The organism is Caballeronia humi (genome assembly GCF_001544475.1).
Lineage (GTDB): Bacteria > Pseudomonadota > Gammaproteobacteria > Burkholderiales > Burkholderiaceae > Caballeronia > Caballeronia humi.
This window is the reverse complement of sequence record NZ_FCNW02000017.1, coordinates 55,167-70,865: the sequence shown is the minus strand read 5'-3', so window position 1 is coordinate 70,865 and position 15,699 is coordinate 55,167. Positions and strand designations below refer to the sequence as shown.

The window sequence follows — 15,699 nt, the reverse complement described above, 5'->3', positions numbered from 1 at the left end:
CGCGAATGCCGCTTGCAAACCTGACGATTCAACTCCGCGTCGACCGCCCGAACACCAGCCGGTCCGACACCCACACGACGAGCATCGTCAGCCCCATCAGGGGGAACACGACGCCGAGCATCGCGAGCCCGCTGCGCCAAGCCCGCATCGGCGCCCGCCGCGCGGGACGCGCCGGCGCGCCGAGCGCCCGCTGCGGCCGGCGCTTCCACCACATGACAAAGCCGGTAACAGCCATCGCCGCGAGCCCGAGCGAGATCATCGCGCAGACGATCTGGTTCGCGAGCCCGAAATAGCGCCCCATATGCAGCGACGTGCCGTACGAAATCCACTGCGCGACGCGCCCGTAGTCGTCGTAGGCGATGTCGGTCAGAAGCTTGCCGCTGTATTGATCGACGTGAAGCGTGCGTTCGGCTTTCGGATCGGCGGGAAAATAGGACACCGTGTACACGCCCTCCGTCGTCTTGGGGAGCGCGATGCTGTAGCCGTCGGTCACGCCTTGCGATGCCGCGAGCGCAATCACCGCGTCGAGCGGGATGCGCGCCGCTTGCGCATCGTGGGTGGCCGCGCCGGGCACGGGCGTCAAGCCGACCGCCCAGGGCGTCTGCTGCAGCGGCAAGTCGTCCATTCTCATGCCGTGCATCGCGTGTTCCCCGGCGGCGGGCTTCGCCGAACGCACGTGTGCATCGCCCCACGCGCCTTTCGGATAACCGAGTTGCGCCGACGTCGCGAGCGCCTTGAACTGTTTACCCCACGACCCCGACCAGGGTAAGCCGCTCAGCACGAAAAACACCGCGCCGATCGCGAGCCAGATCCCGCCGACGGCATGCAGATCGCGCCACCACGCCCGTCCGCGCAGCGCGAGACGTGGCGCCCACATGCCGCCCTTCTGCTTCGCCTTCGGCCACCAGAGCGCGATGCCCGTGCCGATCATCACGAGCGTCCAGCAGCCCGCGAGCTCCATCGCGAGTTCGCCGGTCTTGCCGAGCATCAACCCGCGATGCAATTCGCGGATCTGCTTCATCAGCCGGTGCTCGACGCTGAGCGTCCCGAGCACCGCGCCCGTGTACGGATCGACGAACACGCTCTCGTTTTCGCCGGACGGCAAGCGGAACACGAATTCGCTGCTGCGCCGCGGATCGGTGCTGATCTGCGCCGTAGTCGGCACGGCATCGCGCGGCTCGCTAGCGGCGGCCTTCGCGAGCAGTATCTGCGCGCTCAGACGCGGCGCGGCCTGCGGCTCGACGACCATCCGGTCGCGATAAATCAGCGGCTCGATCTGCGGCTGAAAGCAATAAAGCGTGCCGGTGATCGCGAGCACGATCAGAAGCGGCATCACGAAAAGGCCCGCGTAGAAATGCCAGCGCCAGAGCGTGCGATGGTGGCTGGCCGATTCACCGACCGACGCGGCTTGATTGATGACGGATGCGTCCATGTCTTGATGTTCCCGATGAGTTGGATACGAACGGCCTCAGATGCCGATGCGCCCTTCCAGGTAGAACGTCCGGCCCGCATACGGGTGGAACACGTAGTAGCGATGGTCGAAGAGATTGTCGACACCGATGCCGATCTCGCTCTTTTTCGTCGGCCGGTACGTGAACTTCGCGTCCATGACCGCGTACGTACTCGTGCCGCCGTACGTGTTCGGATTGGTGTCGATGTTGGTGAGCGTGTTGTACTGGCGGCCCGAATAGCGCGCGGCGAGCGTCACGGCCGCCTTCTCCGTTGCGCGATAAGTCGCGACGACGTTCGCCCGCCACAGTGGAATGCGGTAAAAATACTTCCCCACCGACGCCGGATTGCTGCTGTTCGCGAGAATCTTCGACTGCGTGTATGCGACGCTCGCTGCGAGGTCGAGCCCGCGCAACAGCACGTTCTGGCCTTCGTACGCCGTCTCGAAGCCGCGCGAGCGCACCTTGTCGATATTCTGGAAGTTCGTGACGTTCGGGATGACGGTCGTGTTGGTCTGGCTGAAGATCGTGTTCTTCACGTCGTCCTGGAACAGCGTGAAGCGATACACGCCGTCGCCGTGCTGCCATTCGGCCGTGAGTTCCTTCGACAGATCGTTTTCGGGCTTCAGGTTCGGATTGTTGTTCACGATCGAGGTGCCCGTAATCTGCCCCTGAAACAGTTCGCCGACGGTCGGAAAGCGGTACGCCCGCCCGATCGATGCGCGCAACAGCAGGCTCGGCGTGACATCGAACGATAGCGACGCTTTCGGCGACCAGTGGCTCTCGCTCGCGTCGCCATAGCCGACCGACGTCGAGCCGAGAGAACGCGTGCCGTCGTACGCGTTCCAGTTCTCGTAGCGCGCGCCGTAGGTGAAGCGCCAGCGCGGCAGGAAACGCCACGAGTCCTGCGCGTAGGCGGCCTGCGTCTGTGTCCGGCCGCCGAACGCGTTCGCGAACGCCGCGTTGCCGCCATCGCGCCAGGCGGTCGTCGTGTAGGTCTCGTTGTCGAGGAAATAGTTGTCGTAGTGGTAGCCGAACGACAGCCAGTGCGCGGCGAGACCCGCGTCGGCGGTCGGCGGCGTCCAGGTCGTGCGCAGGTCGAGCGATTTCCAGCCCGCGCCGTCGCCGTAGGTGATCGTGCCCGGACCGTCACCCGGCACACCGGAACTGGCGGTGCGCGCGATGCTCTGCGTGATGTCGAAGTACGACGCGATGGCTTCCGCGTTCCAGCCGGTCGCGTTGCGCGTGCGAAGCGACAGCCCGTAAAGGAAGTTTTCGCTCGATCCCTGGCTCGGCGCGAAAGTCGCCGCCGGCACGTTGTATTCGAATCCGCCGATGTTCACGAACCCGCTGTACACGGGATTGCCAGCCGCGTCGCGCAGGAAGGTCTGCGTGTCGCTGTTGTACTTCTGGTGCCAGTAGCCGAGCGTGAAGCCCGCTTGCAGCGTCGGCGTGATGTCGTAGGCAAGCTTCACCCGGAACTGGTCCTGGAAGGTGCGCAGGAGGCCCTCGTTCGACACACCGAGCACAGCGGTTCGCGCGTTCGTCTGGTCGTTGTAGAAGTACGCGCCGGTGACGGGCCGGTCGGTGGTTTTGGCGGGCGTCGTCGATTGGGGGAACGTCGCGAATTGCAGCGGCTGGCTCGTGTTCTCCAGATGATCGACGCCGATCAGATACGACAGGTTGCCAATCTTGTCGCCGATCGTCGCGGTCGTGTTCGTGCCGTTGAAGCTGCGGTTCACGCCGAACAGATCGAAATGCTGCGTGAAACCCTGCACTTTCGCGTCAGCCTCGAAGTGCGTGGGCATGCGCGTCGTGATCGCAACGGTCGCGCCGATCGAGTTGCCCGGATACAGCGCGGAGTACGGGCCGTAGACGACGTCGACTTTGTCGATGGCGTCGGCGAAGACCATCGACCAGCGCGGTGCGAACGTGAAGGTGTTGCCGAGGAAGTTGCTGAGGAGCAACCCGTCGGCGTAGACGAGGCCGCGCGCCGTCTGCGAGTTGCTCGTGCCGCGCACGGCGATCGTTGAATTCAAGTCGCCGATGAAGCGCTTGCGCACCGCCATGTTCGGCGCGTACTTAAGCACGTCTTCGGGCGTGACGACGTTCCAGTTCTCGAACTGGTCGGCGGTGATCGTGGCCACGCTCGCGGGGAGATTCGGGTCGAGCGTCGGGCGCGAGGCCTGCGCCGTTATCACCACCGGAGCCAGCGATGCGGCGCTGTTTGAGTCTTCTTGCGCCGGCGGCGTTTCGGGAATGGCGTAGGCCGCTTGCGTCATCAGCGAAAGCGGTAGCCACGCGATCGGAAGGTACGCGCGGGAACGCACGGCGGCGCGGCAGCCGGACGGCTGCCGCGCTCGCTTGAACAAGTCGAGCATCGAAGAATCCTGAAGGTGTTAACGCGTGACCGGGCCGGACGCGAACGCGCTTTCACGCACGCGGATAGGCAAACGGTCGAGACGAATGACGGGCTTCAGGAAACGACGGGCGGCGCGCGCGGACGCGCGGCATTGAAGGACTTGGCGTAGACGGCCGAAACGCGCTCGACCCGCGCGACGCGCACGACACGCTCGACGCGCGCCACGGCCGGCGAAACGCCCGGCAAGAGCGGCAGGTTATGCGCAAGCAGGCCGCAGTAGGAACAGGCTTCGAAGTGATCGGCGGCGGAGGCGTGGTGCGAGGCGCCACTCGATGCTTCAGCCTGCGCTTCGTGATGATGATGCGCTTCGACCGATTCGAGCGAATCGACCGAACAGAGGATTTCAGTATCGCCAACGGAGACACGCGCCGCGATCGTCTGGCTCACGACCGGCGCGACAATGGCAAGCCACATGGCGGCAATGCCGAGCCATGCAACGATGCGATTGCGCGATGTGCGGGTCATGAAACGCGTGCCGGTAACGATTATCGAGACAGGAATTGTAGGGAGGACGCAAGCATGGCGCAATCGTGCAAAAGTGATAGGCAGCATGGCCGGTCACCGCGCCTTTCAGCATGGAGACATCGGTTTTCGAATCGGTTAGAATCTTGGGCTTGGCGCGGCGGGCGCACGCTTCATCCGGTTGTTTTCGAACTGTATCGAGCGCCTGCACGAGCCTGACAAAGCGGATCAGGCGGCGAGGATGGCGAAATTGGTAGACGCACCAGGTTTAGGTCCTGACGCCAGCAATGGTGTAGGGGTTCGAGTCCCCTTCCTCGCACCATCACCCACGTTGTAGATGCAGCAGAAAAAAGCCATTGACGTTCAATGGCTTTTTTTACTTACGCCGCAGTTTCTTACGATCACAAGACGCGCCTCACGCAGACCCCAGTGAATTCCGACGACTACTGCCAGCAAAAGGCCGCCCCCGATGGCTCCAGCACCTACTACGCGCTGCGCCGAGCGCCGGCCGCGAGCCAGCCGCTCCTGACCGCGCTCTTCGCGCTGCGACGCGAGCTGGAAGAGACCGTCAAGCAAACGAGCGATCCGACCATCGGGCGCACGAAGCACGCGTGGTGGCAAAAGGAGCTGGCGAGTCTTTTCAACGGCGAGCCGTCGCATCCGGTGACGAAGGCGTTACAGGCGCATTCGGCTAAAAAAAACGCGCTCGATGAACCGCTGCGGGCTTCACTCGATACGCTCGTCGACGGCTTCGGCATGGACCTCGATCAGGCGCGCTATCTCGACTGGCCGGGTCTGCGGCGCTATCTCGATCAGACGGGCGGCGCGTTCGCCGTAGCGGCGGCGCGCATCACGGCGCGTTCGCCCGAGCAGGCCGCGAAGTGGGCCGCGCCGCTCGGCTCGGCGCTGATGCTGGCGGAGCGCCTGCTGGAACTCGGCGACGACGCGCGACACGGGCGCATCTACATCCCGATCGATGAGTTGCAGCGCTTCAACGTTACGGCCGCCGACCTGATCAACCGCAGATACAGCGATGGTTTCACCGCACTGATGCGCTTTCAGGTCGAACAGACGAGGAAAGCGCTGAACGACGCGCTCGCCGCGATCCCGTCCGATGAGCGCGCCGGACAGCGGCTCTTGCGCGCGCAAGCGGCGCTGGCGCTGGCATCGCTCGACGAGATCGAGCGCGAGAAGTTTCAGGTGTTGCATCAGCGCATCGCGCTCACGCCGATCCGCAAGTTGTGGATCACGTGGCGTACGCGTTGATGAGCGGCAAGGGATCGAAGCGTTGCTGCAGGATGGACGCGGCATCGAGATCGAGCCACGATCCCAGCACGGTCGCGTAGATCTGCCGGAAATCGACGGCTATCGGCAGATTGCCGTTGCCGTCCAGGCGCGCAAGCTTAGGCGGCGCGCCATAGAGGCCACCGCGCACGCGGCCACCCGCTACGAAAAGCGGGGCCGCAGTGCCATGCTCCGTGCCGCCCGACTGATTCTCGCGGGCGCGCCGGCCGAACTCCGAATAGGTCACGACAAGTGTCTCGTCCCAGCGTCCGAGTTCGGTGAGCGCGCGACGCATCGTTACGAACCCCTCCGATAGTTCCGCCAGCAACGCCGCGTGCCGCGCCGGCTGGTTCTGATGCGTATCGAAGCCGTTGAGCGTGAGACGCAGGACGGTGAGCTCGCGCCGCAAGGGATTATTCGCGAGATGGTTGATCGATGCTTCGAACGCGCCTGAAGTCTTGACCGCCAGGCTATCGACGAACCGCGACCCTGATGCACTCGCAAACGGCCCCGCTTCAAAGCTGCCGATCGCGACCGCATCGGCATTGCGCGCGCGGCCGAGCGCACGCGCTAGCCAGCCGTCGCGCAGGTATTGATCGGAGCGCGACGCGGTGTCCCAGATCTCCATCGAGCGGAAATGCGACAGGTTCGGTTGCGCATAGCCAACGCCCTGCACCACCGCCAGTTCACCGTCGCGCCAGAGCGGCAAGAGGGGCGCGGTCGCGGGATGAAGGCCGGTGCGCTCGTCGAGTTGCAGTACCTTATCGCGCGCGATACCGATCGTCGGACGCAGCGCGCGATAAGCGGGATCGGAGAACGGGACGACCGTGTTCAGGCCGTCGTTGCCGCCCTTCAGTTCGACGAGGATCAGCGTCTTCGGTGCGCCGCCTGACTTCGTCGCAGCGAAACCCACGCCGGGCAGACAGAGCAGCGCGCCACTCGTGGACAGGAACTGGCGTCGGTTCATCGCGAAACGCGTCGCAAGCTCAACGCTTGTACAGATCGCGCACCGCTTCCTCGATGTGCTGTCGCAGAAGCCGGCGCTCATCGGCGGTCATGACGGCATGACGAGGCGGCCGCGCGGGCGGATCGTTCTGCTGGCTCTGAATCTGCTGGATGGTCGGCGGCTTGTTCGCGTTCGAATCGTGATTGCCAGCCTGGTTCTTGCCGGTGCGCTGCTGCGCCCGGACGATGCGCCCGTCGAAGCGATTGGACAACGTGTTCACGGGACGGTCAAACGCAGCCGGATCGCGGCTCGAAGGCCACGACGACTGTGCGAAGACGGGAGATGTGGTCAGTACGGCGTAAAGCGCGCTAGCGAGTAGCGTCTTCTTGAAAATGCGCTCGGGGCGCACAGGTCCGCGCTGACGCGCTCCCTTCATATTGTTCCCTTCGTTGCTCGACAACCGGACAGTCTCATTTCTCTTCAGCGCTGCACGCACAGCCAGTGTTTACGGTGCAGACGCCAAGCGTTGGTCTAATGAAGTATCTACCGAATGACGGGCTTAGGTAAAGGAGTGTACGCACAGAAGCTTTACGGCGTGCCACGGCCTCCGTAAATTTTGTAACCAACTGTTACACTGGAATTGTTACAAACTCGACCCCTTTCTAATCGCGCTAAGATGCCGCTCATGGAAACCAAAAATCCTTCAAAAATACTCGTAGTCGACGACGATCCGCGTCTGCGCGACCTCCTTCGCCGCTATCTCGGCGAACAGGGCTTCAACGTCTACGTCGCGGAAAACGCGCCGGCGATGAACAAGCTCTGGGTGCGTGAGCGCTTCGACCTCCTCGTGCTCGACCTCATGCTTCCCGGGGAAGACGGCTTGTCGATCTGCCGGCGTCTGCGCGGCAGCAACGACCGCACGCCGATCATCATGCTCACGGCGAAAGGCGAGGACGTCGATCGCATCGTCGGTCTGGAAATGGGCGCAGACGACTATCTGCCGAAACCGTTCAATCCGCGCGAACTCGTCGCGCGCATTCACGCGGTGCTGCGCCGCCAATCGCCGTCCGAACTGCCGGGCGCGCCGTCCGAAACTACCGAAGTGTTCGAGTTCGGCGAGTTCGCGTTGAACCTCGCCACGCGCACGCTCACGAAGAACAGTCAGGAAATTCCGCTGACCACCGGTGAATTTTCGGTGCTGAAGGTGTTCGCCCGCCATCCGCGTCAGCCGCTCTCGCGCGAAAAGCTGATGGAACTCGCACGCGGCCGCGAATACGAAGTGTTCGACCGCAGTCTCGACGTGCAGATTTCTCGACTGCGCAAGCTGATCGAGCCGGACCCGAGCAGCCCGCGCTTCATCCAGACCGTGTGGGGCCTGGGATACGTCTTCATCCCCGACGGCGCCGCGTGAGGCGTCCCGAACCAGGCTTCCCGCCCTCATCCGAGCAGGACCCGAAAGACCCATGCGCATCGACAGGCGGCTACTGACGCTCGCGTTCGGCGGCCTGTTCTGGCGGACTTTTGCGCTGATCGCGCTCTTGATCGCGGTCAGCCTCGCCGCATGGTTCCAGAGCTTTCGAGTGATCGAACGGGAGCCGCGCGCGCAGCGCGTGGCGCTGCAGCTTGTCGCGGTCGTCAAACTCACCCGCACCGCCCTCCTTTATTCCGATCCCGATCTGCGCCGCGCATTGCTGCAGGACCTGGAGAGCAATGAAGGCGTGCGCGTGTATCCGCGCGAGACCACCGATAAATATCGCCTCCAGCCCGACGAGTCGCTCAACCGGCTGATCGAGCGCGACGTGCGCGGGCGTCTCGGCAACGAAACGATCATCGCGCAATCGGTGAACGATATCCCCGGCGTGTGGATCAGCTTCAAGATCGACGACGACGATTACTGGGTCGCCCTCGATCGCGATCAGCTCGACACCGTCACTGGCCTGCAGTGGGCCGGCTGGGGCGTGTTCGCGCTCGCGCTGTCGCTGTTCGGCGCGGCGTTCATCACGAGCCTCGTGAACCGGCCGTTCGCACGGCTCGCCCTCGCCGCGCGCAAGGTCGGCTCGGGACAGGCGCCCGATCCGCTGCCCGAGCGCGGGATGGGCGTCGCGGCCGAAACCAATCGAAGTTTCAACCAGATGGTGCAGGACCTCGAACAGCTCGAAGCGGACCGCGCGTTGATGCTCGCCGGCATTTCGCACGATCTGCGCACGCCGCTCGCGCGCTTGCGGCTCGAAACGGAGATGAGCCCGTCGGACGAAACGACCAAGCTCGCGATGATCGACGATATCGAGCAGATGGACATGATCATCGGCCGCTTCCTCGACTACGCCCGGCCGATGCAGCGCATGCCCGAAACCGTCGATCTGTCGATGATCGCTGGCGAACTCGCCGCGCGCTTTCATGCGGACGAAGGCGTCGTGATGCGGACGGAGCTGGCGCAAGGCGCGATGATCGAAGGCGATCCGACAGATGCGCGGCGCGTCGTCGGCAATCTGCTCGAAAACGCGCGCAAGTACGGCCGCAGCGAATACGACGACATCGCGCGCATCACGCTCGAAACGCACGTGACGCACGGCCGCGTCGAGCTGACGGTGACGGACGAAGGCTGCGGTATCCCCGACGACCAGATCGCGCTGATCACGCGGCCGTTCTATCGCGTCGACACGGCGCGCACGCAGGCGAACGGCACCGGCCTCGGCATGGCGATCGTGCAGCGGCTCGTGACGCGTCAGCGCGGGACGCTGCGCCTGCGCAATCGCGTACCCGGCCCGGGATTCGAAGTGACGATCGATTTCCCCGTCGTCAAGGTCCCGAAGTTCGACAGCCAGCGCGACTGATGCACCAATCGGCGGCAAAAACTATTGGACTCTTCGGGAAAAACTATCCGTAGTGTTAGTTATAATCTATTGAAAATATAACTTAATAGAGTTATGATGAAGGTCGTTTGATGCCGGAAGCGCTCGCTGCAAAAGCGGCTGTCATGCCGGCGTTACGGCGATCTGTTAGCTTGATGATCTGTCAGTTTGATTTGTCCTTCCAACGAATACAGGAGTAGTCATATGAAGACCGTGGGCGATAAAGTCGAAGCGTTTACCGTTACCGCTGCAAAGCCGGGTTTCAACCATCACGAAGAAAACGGCCAGTCGGCGTTCGAAGAAGTGACTGAGCAATCGTTCCCGGGCAAGTGGAAGATCATCTATTTCTACCCGAAGGACTTCACCTTTGTGTGCCCGACGGAAATCGTCGAGTTCGGCAAGCTGGCAAACGACTTCGCTGACCGCGACGCGGTTTTGCTCGGCGGCAGCGTCGACAACGAGTTCGTCAAGCTCGCATGGCGCCGTGAGCACAAGGACCTGAGCAAGCTCAACCACTACGCATTCGGCGACGTGAAGGGTGAACTCATCGACCAGCTCGGCGTGCGCGACAAGGAAGCCGGCGTTGCGCTGCGCGCTACGTTCATCGTCGATCCGGACAACGTCATTCAGCACGTTTCGGTGAACAACCTGAACGTCGGCCGTAACCCGGAAGAAGTGCTGCGTATTCTTGACGGCCTGCAAACGGACGAACTCTGCCCGTGCAACCGCGCTGTCGGCGGCTCGACGCTGTAAGAGCGCCGCGCAGCCATCCGCGATGGCTGAACGCCAGAGCCCGCTATGCTTGATGTTCACTTGAGCCGGCGGGCTTTTTTATCGGCATTCGAATAGGAGAAATCAATGGAATTCCTGTCTTCGATTAAAGAACTCATTCCTGATTACGCAAAAGACATCCGCCTGAATGTCGATGGCACGATCGCGCGCTCGTCGCTTCAGGGTACTGACGCGGTCGGCGTCGCGCTCGCCGCGGCCTATGCCGCGAAGGCGACGAAGATCGTCACGACGATCCGCTCGGCGGGCGTGCTGTCGCCGGAAGAAACGAACGCCGCGCTGACCGCCGCCGCGCTCATGGGCATGAACAACGTGTGGTATCCGTATCTGGAGATGGCCGATAACGCCGACCTCAAGACCCAGCCGGCCGGCCTGCGCATGAACGCGTATGCGTCGCACGGCGGCGTCGACAAGCGGCGGTTTGAGATGTACGCGCTCGCAGCGTCGATCATCGGCAAGTGCCACTTCTGCGTGAAGTCGCACTACGAAAACCTCGTCGCGGAAGGCATGAGCACGACACAATTGCGCGACGTCGGGCGTATCGCGGCGGTCATCAATGCCGCTGCGCTCGCGATCGAAGCTGAAGGGAAATAAGCGCCTTTCGCCCTCGGTAAAGCAAAACGCCACGTTTTTGACGTGGCGTTTGTGTTTTCAGTGATCGATCGAGGTTCGTCGCAGCAGCACCGCCGCCTGCGCCTCGATGCCCTCGCCCCGGCCGAGATAGCCGAGCTTCTCGTTGGTTTTCGCCTTCACGTTCACACGATCGAGCGGCAATTCGAGATCGGCCGCGATGTTCGCGCGCATGCCGTCGATATGCGGTGCAAGCTTCGGCGCCTGCGCGATCACGGTCGAATCGACGTTCGCAATCGCAAAACCCGCCTCCGATACGCGTTTGAACGCCTCGCGCAGCAGCATGCGGCTGTCGGCGCCGGCGAATTCCTTCGCGGTATCGGGGAAATGGCGGCCGATGTCGCCCATCGACGCGGCGCCGAACAACGCATCGGTGATGGCGTGCAGCAGCACGTCGGCGTCTGAATGGCCGAGCAGGCCGCGTTCGTAAGGAATCGTCACGCCGCCGATGATGAGCGCGCGGCCTTCAACGAGCTGGTGAACGTCGTAACCCTGTCCGATTCTGAAATCCATCGATAAGACCTTGTTTTGGTGGAGATTTAAGACGCGGCGCCGAGCATCGCGCCCGCAAGCGCGAAATCTTCGGGATAGGTGACCTTGAAGTTCCGCAGACTCCCCTGAACGAGTCTCGGCGCGTGTCCGAGCCATTCGATGGCGCTCGCTTCGTCGGTGAGATCGTGGCCGTCCTGGCGCGCGCGCTGGATCGCGTCACGCAGCATGCCAAGCCGGAACATCTGCGGCGTCTGCGCCTGCCACAAGCCATTGCGCGATTCCGTGCGCGCAATGCGCCCTTCCTCGTGCGCCGTGCCTTCGGCTTCGATGCGCTTCAGCGTATCCGCGACGGGCAGCGCCAGAATGCCGCCGACCGCGTCGTCCTTCAGTTCGCCGATGAGCTGGCGGATCATTTCCGGCGTGATGCCGGGGCGCGCGGCGTCGTGGACGAGCACCCAGTCGTGGTCTTTCGCGCCAAATTCGACGAGCGCGTTCAGCCCGTTGTACACCGACGCCTGGCGCGTCGCCCCGCCGCAGCGTTTGACGGCGAAACGCAGGCCGGCGAAGCGTCGGGCGTCGAAATGACTGTCGTCGGGAGCGAGGACGACGAGCGTCTGCGAAAATTCGGAACACGCATCGAACGCGGCAAGCGTATAACTCAGCATCGGGCGGGCGCCGACTGTCTGGTATTGCTTCGGCATCGGCGCGCCCGAGCGGCTGCCGGTGCCGGCGCACGGAATCAGGGCAAACAGGCGGGAAGTCACGAGTGGGAAATGTTGCCAAGTCAAAGTGAAGCCCGGATTTTATAATAGGTCCCTCGCGACCACGCCGGACCCGCGCACTTTCGCGTACGGACGGTTCCCCGCACACCCTATGTCTTCAAAAGCCGTTACATCGCAGTCCACGTCTCCCATCGCACTCGTCAAGGCGGGCCAGCGCTTCGTCTTCGACGGCGCCACCGGCTCCTCGGACGCCCTCGCCATCGCGCGCTACCACCTCGCGTACCGCGCCGAGGTTCCGCTCCTGACGGTGCTCTGCGCGAGCGCCGTCGATGCACAGCGCCTCGCTGTCGAGATCCCCTACTTCGCGCCGGACGCCCGCGTGCGCCTGCTGCCCGACTGGGAAACGCTGCCGTACGACACATTTTCGCCGCATCAGGATCTCGTCTCCGAACGGCTGGCGACGCTGCACGATCTCGGCGAAGGCCGCTGCGACATCCTGCTCGTCCCTGCGACGACCGCGCTCTACCGCATGCCGCCCGCGTCGTTTCTGGCCGCCTACACGTTTTCCTTCACGCAGGGCGAGCGGCTGAACGAGGCGAAACTCAAGGCGCAACTGACGCTCGCGGGCTACGAGCACGTGAGTCAGGTCGTGCGGCCGGGCGAATACTGCGTGCGCGGGTCGCTGCTCGATCTCTTTCCGATGGGCTCGCCCTTGCCATACCGGATCGACTTGTTCGACGATCAGGTCGATTCGATCCGCGCATTCGATCCCGACACGCAGCGCAGCCTCTACCCCGTGCGCGACGTGCGCCTTTTGCCCGGCCGCGAATTCCCCTTCGATGAAGCCGCCCGCACCGCCTTTCGCAGCCGCTGGCGCGAAGTGTTCGAGGGTGATCCGAGCCGCTCGTCGATCTACAAGGACATCGGCAACGGCGTGCCGTCGGCGGGGATCGAGTACTACCTGCCGCTTTTCTTCGATGAAACCGCGACGCTCTTTCACTACCTGCCCGAAGGCGCGCAACTGGTGTTCGTCGGCGACATGGATGCGTCGATCAAGCGCTTCACCAACGACACCCGGCAGCGCTACAACTTCCTCTCGCACGACCGCGAGCGGCCGCTTCTGGAGCCGAAGCGCCTCTTTCTCACCGACGACGATTTCTTCGCCTTCGCCAAGCCCTTCGCGCAACTGAAGCTGCCGCCCTCGCCCGAAGGCGGCTGGGCGGTGCCGCTGCCGGGTCTCGCGATCGACCGTCACGCCGACGAGCCGCTCCTCGCGCTGCGCCACTATCTCGAGCAGACGCCGAACCGCGTGCTGTTCGTCGCGGAATCGGCGGGACGGCGCGAGACGATCCAGCAACTGCTCGCTGAAAACGGTCTGCGCACCGCGCTCGACGATACGCTCCAGCAATGGCTCGCCGGCGACGCGAAGTTCTCGCTCGGCGTCGCGCCGCTCGCGAACGGCTTCGCGCTGCCGGGCGAGCAACTCGCGATCATCACCGAGACGGAGTTGTACGGCCCGCTCGCGCGCCGCGCCGGACGGCGTCGCCAGGAACAGGCGAGCAACGTCGATTCGATGGTGCGCGACCTGTCCGAGCTGAAGATCGGCGATCCAGTCGTGCATACGCAGCACGGCATCGGGCGCTACATGGGGCTCGTGTCGATGGATCTCGGTGAGGGCGAAACCGAGTTCCTGCATCTCGAATATCAGAACGAAAGCAAGCTCTACGTGCCGGTCGCGCAGTTGCACGTCATTTCGCGCTACAGCGGCGCCGACCCTGAAAGCGCGCCGCTGCATGCGCTCGGCTCCGGCCAGTGGGACAAGGCGAAGCGCAAGGCGGCGCAGCAGATCCGCGATACCGCGGCCGAACTGCTCAACTTGTACGCACGCCGCGCCGCGCGCTCGGGCTACGCGTTCAAGCTCGAACCGCGCGACTACACGAAGTTCGCGGAGAGCTTCGGCTTCGAGGAAACGCCCGATCAGGCCGCTGCGATCACCGCCGTGATCGGCGACATGACGAGCGGCAAGCCGATGGACCGCCTCGTGTGCGGCGACGTCGGCTTCGGCAAGACGGAAGTCGCGTTGCGCGCGGCGTTCATCGCGGTGATGGCGGGCAAGCAGGTCGCGATCCTCTCGCCGACGACGCTCCTCGCCGAGCAGCACACGCAGACCTTCACCGACCGCTTCGCCGACTGGCCGGTGCGCATCGCGGAACTGTCGCGCTTCAAGAGCACGAAGGAAGTGGCGGCGTCGATTGCGGCGATCAACGAAGGCACGATCGATATCGTGATCGGCACGCACAAGCTGCTGTCGTCCGATGTCCAGTTCAAGCGGCTCGGGCTCGTCATCATCGACGAGGAGCATCGCTTCGGCGTGCGGCAGAAGGAGGCGTTGAAGTCGCTGCGCGCGGAAGTCGACGTGCTCACACTCACCGCCACGCCGATTCCGCGCACGCTCGGCATGGCGCTGGAAGGCCTGCGCGACTTCTCCGTGATAGCAACCGCGCCGCAGAAGCGCCTCGCGATCAAGACGTTCGTCCGCCGCGAGGAAGACGGCGTGATCCGCGAGGCGATGCTGCGCGAACTCAAACGCGGCGGACAAGTTTATTTCCTGCACAACGAAGTCGAGACAATCGAGAATCGCCGCGCGATGCTCGAAGCGCTCGTGCCCGAGGCGCGGATTGCAGTCGCGCACGGGCAGATGCACGAGCGGGAACTCGAGCGCGTGATGCGCGATTTCGTCGGGCAGCGCGCGAACGTGCTGCTGTGCACGACGATCATCGAGACCGGCATCGACGTGCCGAGCGCGAACACGATCCTCTTGCATCGCGCGGACAAGTTCGGGCTCGCGCAGTTGCATCAGTTGCGCGGGCGTGTCGGGCGCTCGCATCATCAGGCGTACGCGTATCTGCTCGTGCACGATCCGGCGGTGCTGACGAAGCAGGCGCAACGGCGGCTCGAAGCGATCCAGCAAATGGAGGAACTCGGTTCGGGCTTCTATCTCGCGATGCACGATCTCGAAATTCGCGGCACGGGCGAAGTGCTCGGTGACAAGCAGTCGGGCGAGATTCACGAGATCGGTTTTCAGCTTTACACCGATATGCTCAACGATGCCGTGAGGGCGTTGAAGGAAGGCCGCGAGCCCGATCTGAACGCGCCGCTTGCGGCGACGACCGAGATCAATCTGCACGCGCCGGCCATTCTGCCCGCGGATTACTGCGGCGACGTGCAGGAGCGCCTGTCGCTCTACAAGCGGCTCGCGAACTGCGAATCGAGCGATGCCGTCGACGGGATTCTCGAAGAATTGGTCGATCGCTTCGGCAAGCTGCCGCCGCAAGCGCATGCGCTGGTGGAGACGCATCGGCTGCGGCTTGCGGCGAAGCCGCTCGGCATCGTGAAGATCGATGCGGCTGAGGCGGTCATCGGACTGCAGTTCATCCCGAACCCGCCCGTCGATGCGATGAAGATCATCGAGATGGTCCAGAAGCACAAGCACATCAAGCTCGCGGGGCAGGACAAGCTGCGGATCGAGACGCGTAGTCCGGATTTGTCGGTGCGGATCGCGACGGTGAAGGAGACGCTAAGGGCGCTGGGAGCGCCTGTCAGGCAGGCGGCGCCGGTGGCGCGGTAGGGTTTTGCGCGTCTGGTTTTGGCG

The 15,699-nt window shown here is 63.8% G+C and carries 13 protein-coding genes and 1 tRNA gene; 7 read left to right on the top strand and 7 right to left on the bottom strand.

Features of this window, described 5'->3' with window-relative positions:
- Window positions 1-28: 28 nt before the first annotated feature.
- The 3 genes from AWB65_RS17235 to AWB65_RS17225 all read right to left on the bottom strand — a co-directional run bounded on the left by AWB65_RS17235 (window position 29) and on the right by AWB65_RS17225 (window position 4,335).
- Entirely contained in the window at window positions 29-1,432 is a 1,404-nt protein-coding gene (locus tag AWB65_RS17235) for a PepSY-associated TM helix domain-containing protein (protein ID WP_087668310.1), read from the bottom strand.
- 36 nt (window positions 1,433-1,468) lie between these two features.
- Window positions 1,469-3,829 carry a TonB-dependent receptor gene (locus AWB65_RS17230; protein WP_087668309.1) on the bottom strand — a complete coding sequence of 787 codons (2,361 nt, stop codon included), beginning with the start codon at window positions 3,827-3,829 and terminating at the stop codon, window positions 1,469-1,471.
- Between the two features lie 95 nt (window positions 3,830-3,924).
- Complete coding sequence (locus tag AWB65_RS17225) at window positions 3,925-4,335, bottom strand: DUF2946 domain-containing protein (protein ID WP_087668308.1); 411 nt, start codon at window positions 4,333-4,335, stop codon at window positions 3,925-3,927.
- A 232-nt stretch (window positions 4,336-4,567) separates the two neighbouring features.
- On the opposite strand from AWB65_RS17225, the gene AWB65_RS17220 reads away from it, so the two are divergent.
- Both AWB65_RS17220 and AWB65_RS17215 read left to right on the top strand, forming a co-directional pair.
- Window positions 4,568-4,654 (top strand) — tRNA-Leu (locus AWB65_RS17220).
- 107 nt (window positions 4,655-4,761) lie between these two features.
- Window positions 4,762-5,598 (top strand): squalene/phytoene synthase family protein, encoded by an 837-nt coding sequence (locus tag AWB65_RS17215; protein ID WP_087668355.1) that lies wholly within the window; start codon window positions 4,762-4,764, stop codon window positions 5,596-5,598.
- Here the strand turns inward: AWB65_RS17215 and AWB65_RS17210 are convergent.
- Together AWB65_RS17210 and AWB65_RS17205 are read right to left on the bottom strand one after the other, a co-directional pair.
- Complete coding sequence (locus AWB65_RS17210; RefSeq protein ID WP_087668307.1) at window positions 5,579-6,583, bottom strand: DUF1501 domain-containing protein; 1,005 nt, start codon at window positions 6,581-6,583, stop codon at window positions 5,579-5,581. The two genes, AWB65_RS17215 and AWB65_RS17210, sit on opposite strands and share 20 nt — an antisense overlap.
- Window positions 6,584-6,602: 19 nt before the next feature.
- Complete coding sequence (locus tag AWB65_RS17205) at window positions 6,603-6,998, bottom strand: hypothetical protein (protein ID WP_087668306.1); 396 nt, start codon at window positions 6,996-6,998, stop codon at window positions 6,603-6,605.
- A gap of 240 nt (window positions 6,999-7,238) precedes the next feature.
- Between AWB65_RS17205 and ompR the strand changes: the two genes are divergently transcribed.
- The 4 genes from ompR (at window position 7,239) to AWB65_RS17185 (ending at window position 10,797) form a co-directional block, all read left to right on the top strand.
- Complete coding sequence (gene ompR / locus AWB65_RS17200; protein ID WP_374729747.1) at window positions 7,239-7,973, top strand: two-component system response regulator GluR; 735 nt, start codon at window positions 7,239-7,241, stop codon at window positions 7,971-7,973.
- A gap of 52 nt (window positions 7,974-8,025) precedes the next feature.
- Entirely contained in the window at window positions 8,026-9,396 is a 1,371-nt protein-coding gene (locus AWB65_RS17195) for a two-component system sensor histidine kinase GluS (RefSeq protein ID WP_087668305.1), read from the top strand.
- A gap of 222 nt (window positions 9,397-9,618) precedes the next feature.
- Window positions 9,619-10,167, top strand: coding sequence for a peroxiredoxin (locus AWB65_RS17190; RefSeq protein WP_087668304.1), 549 nt, complete (start codon window positions 9,619-9,621; stop codon window positions 10,165-10,167).
- Window positions 10,168-10,272: 105 nt separating this feature from the next.
- Complete coding sequence (locus AWB65_RS17185; protein WP_087668303.1) at window positions 10,273-10,797, top strand: carboxymuconolactone decarboxylase family protein; 525 nt, start codon at window positions 10,273-10,275, stop codon at window positions 10,795-10,797.
- A 57-nt stretch (window positions 10,798-10,854) separates the two neighbouring features.
- Here the strand turns inward: AWB65_RS17185 and ispF are convergent, their stop codons facing one another.
- Both ispF and ispD read right to left on the bottom strand, forming a co-directional pair.
- Entirely contained in the window at window positions 10,855-11,346 is a 492-nt protein-coding gene (ispF, locus tag AWB65_RS17180) for a 2-C-methyl-D-erythritol 2,4-cyclodiphosphate synthase (RefSeq protein WP_087668302.1), read from the bottom strand.
- A gap of 26 nt (window positions 11,347-11,372) precedes the next feature.
- On the bottom strand, window positions 11,373-12,089 hold the full coding sequence (gene ispD / locus AWB65_RS17175) for a 2-C-methyl-D-erythritol 4-phosphate cytidylyltransferase (RefSeq protein ID WP_087668301.1): 717 nt from the start codon (window positions 12,087-12,089) through the stop codon (window positions 11,373-11,375).
- Window positions 12,090-12,198: 109 nt separating this feature from the next.
- On the opposite strand from ispD, the gene mfd reads away from it, so the two are divergent.
- Window positions 12,199-15,675, top strand: coding sequence for a transcription-repair coupling factor (gene mfd / locus AWB65_RS17170; protein WP_087668300.1), 3,477 nt, complete (start codon window positions 12,199-12,201; stop codon window positions 15,673-15,675).
- Window positions 15,676-15,699: the final 24 nt, after the last annotated feature.

What these genes read in the sequence shown, in the direction of transcription:
- mfd (WP_087668300.1), top strand. Translation starts at nt 12,199, where the DNA reads ATGTCTTCAAAAGCCGTTACATCGCAGTCCACGTCTCCCATCGCACTC.
- AWB65_RS17210 (WP_087668307.1), bottom strand. Translation starts at nt 6,583, where the DNA reads ATGAACCGACGCCAGTTCCTGTCCACGAGTGGCGCGCTGCTCTGTCTG.
- AWB65_RS17235 (WP_087668310.1), bottom strand. Translation starts at nt 1,432, where the DNA reads ATGGACGCATCCGTCATCAATCAAGCCGCGTCGGTCGGTGAATCGGCC.
- AWB65_RS17225 (WP_087668308.1), bottom strand. Translation starts at nt 4,335, where the DNA reads ATGACCCGCACATCGCGCAATCGCATCGTTGCATGGCTCGGCATTGCC.
- AWB65_RS17195 (WP_087668305.1), top strand. Translation starts at nt 8,026, where the DNA reads ATGCGCATCGACAGGCGGCTACTGACGCTCGCGTTCGGCGGCCTGTTC.
- AWB65_RS17185 (WP_087668303.1), top strand. Translation starts at nt 10,273, where the DNA reads ATGGAATTCCTGTCTTCGATTAAAGAACTCATTCCTGATTACGCAAAA.
- AWB65_RS17230 (WP_087668309.1), bottom strand. Translation starts at nt 3,829, where the DNA reads ATGCTCGACTTGTTCAAGCGAGCGCGGCAGCCGTCCGGCTGCCGCGCC.
- AWB65_RS17205 (WP_087668306.1), bottom strand. Translation starts at nt 6,998, where the DNA reads ATGAAGGGAGCGCGTCAGCGCGGACCTGTGCGCCCCGAGCGCATTTTC.
- ompR (WP_374729747.1), top strand. Translation starts at nt 7,239, where the DNA reads ATGCCGCTCATGGAAACCAAAAATCCTTCAAAAATACTCGTAGTCGAC.
- AWB65_RS17190 (WP_087668304.1), top strand. Translation starts at nt 9,619, where the DNA reads ATGAAGACCGTGGGCGATAAAGTCGAAGCGTTTACCGTTACCGCTGCA.
- ispF (WP_087668302.1), bottom strand. Translation starts at nt 11,346, where the DNA reads ATGGATTTCAGAATCGGACAGGGTTACGACGTTCACCAGCTCGTTGAA.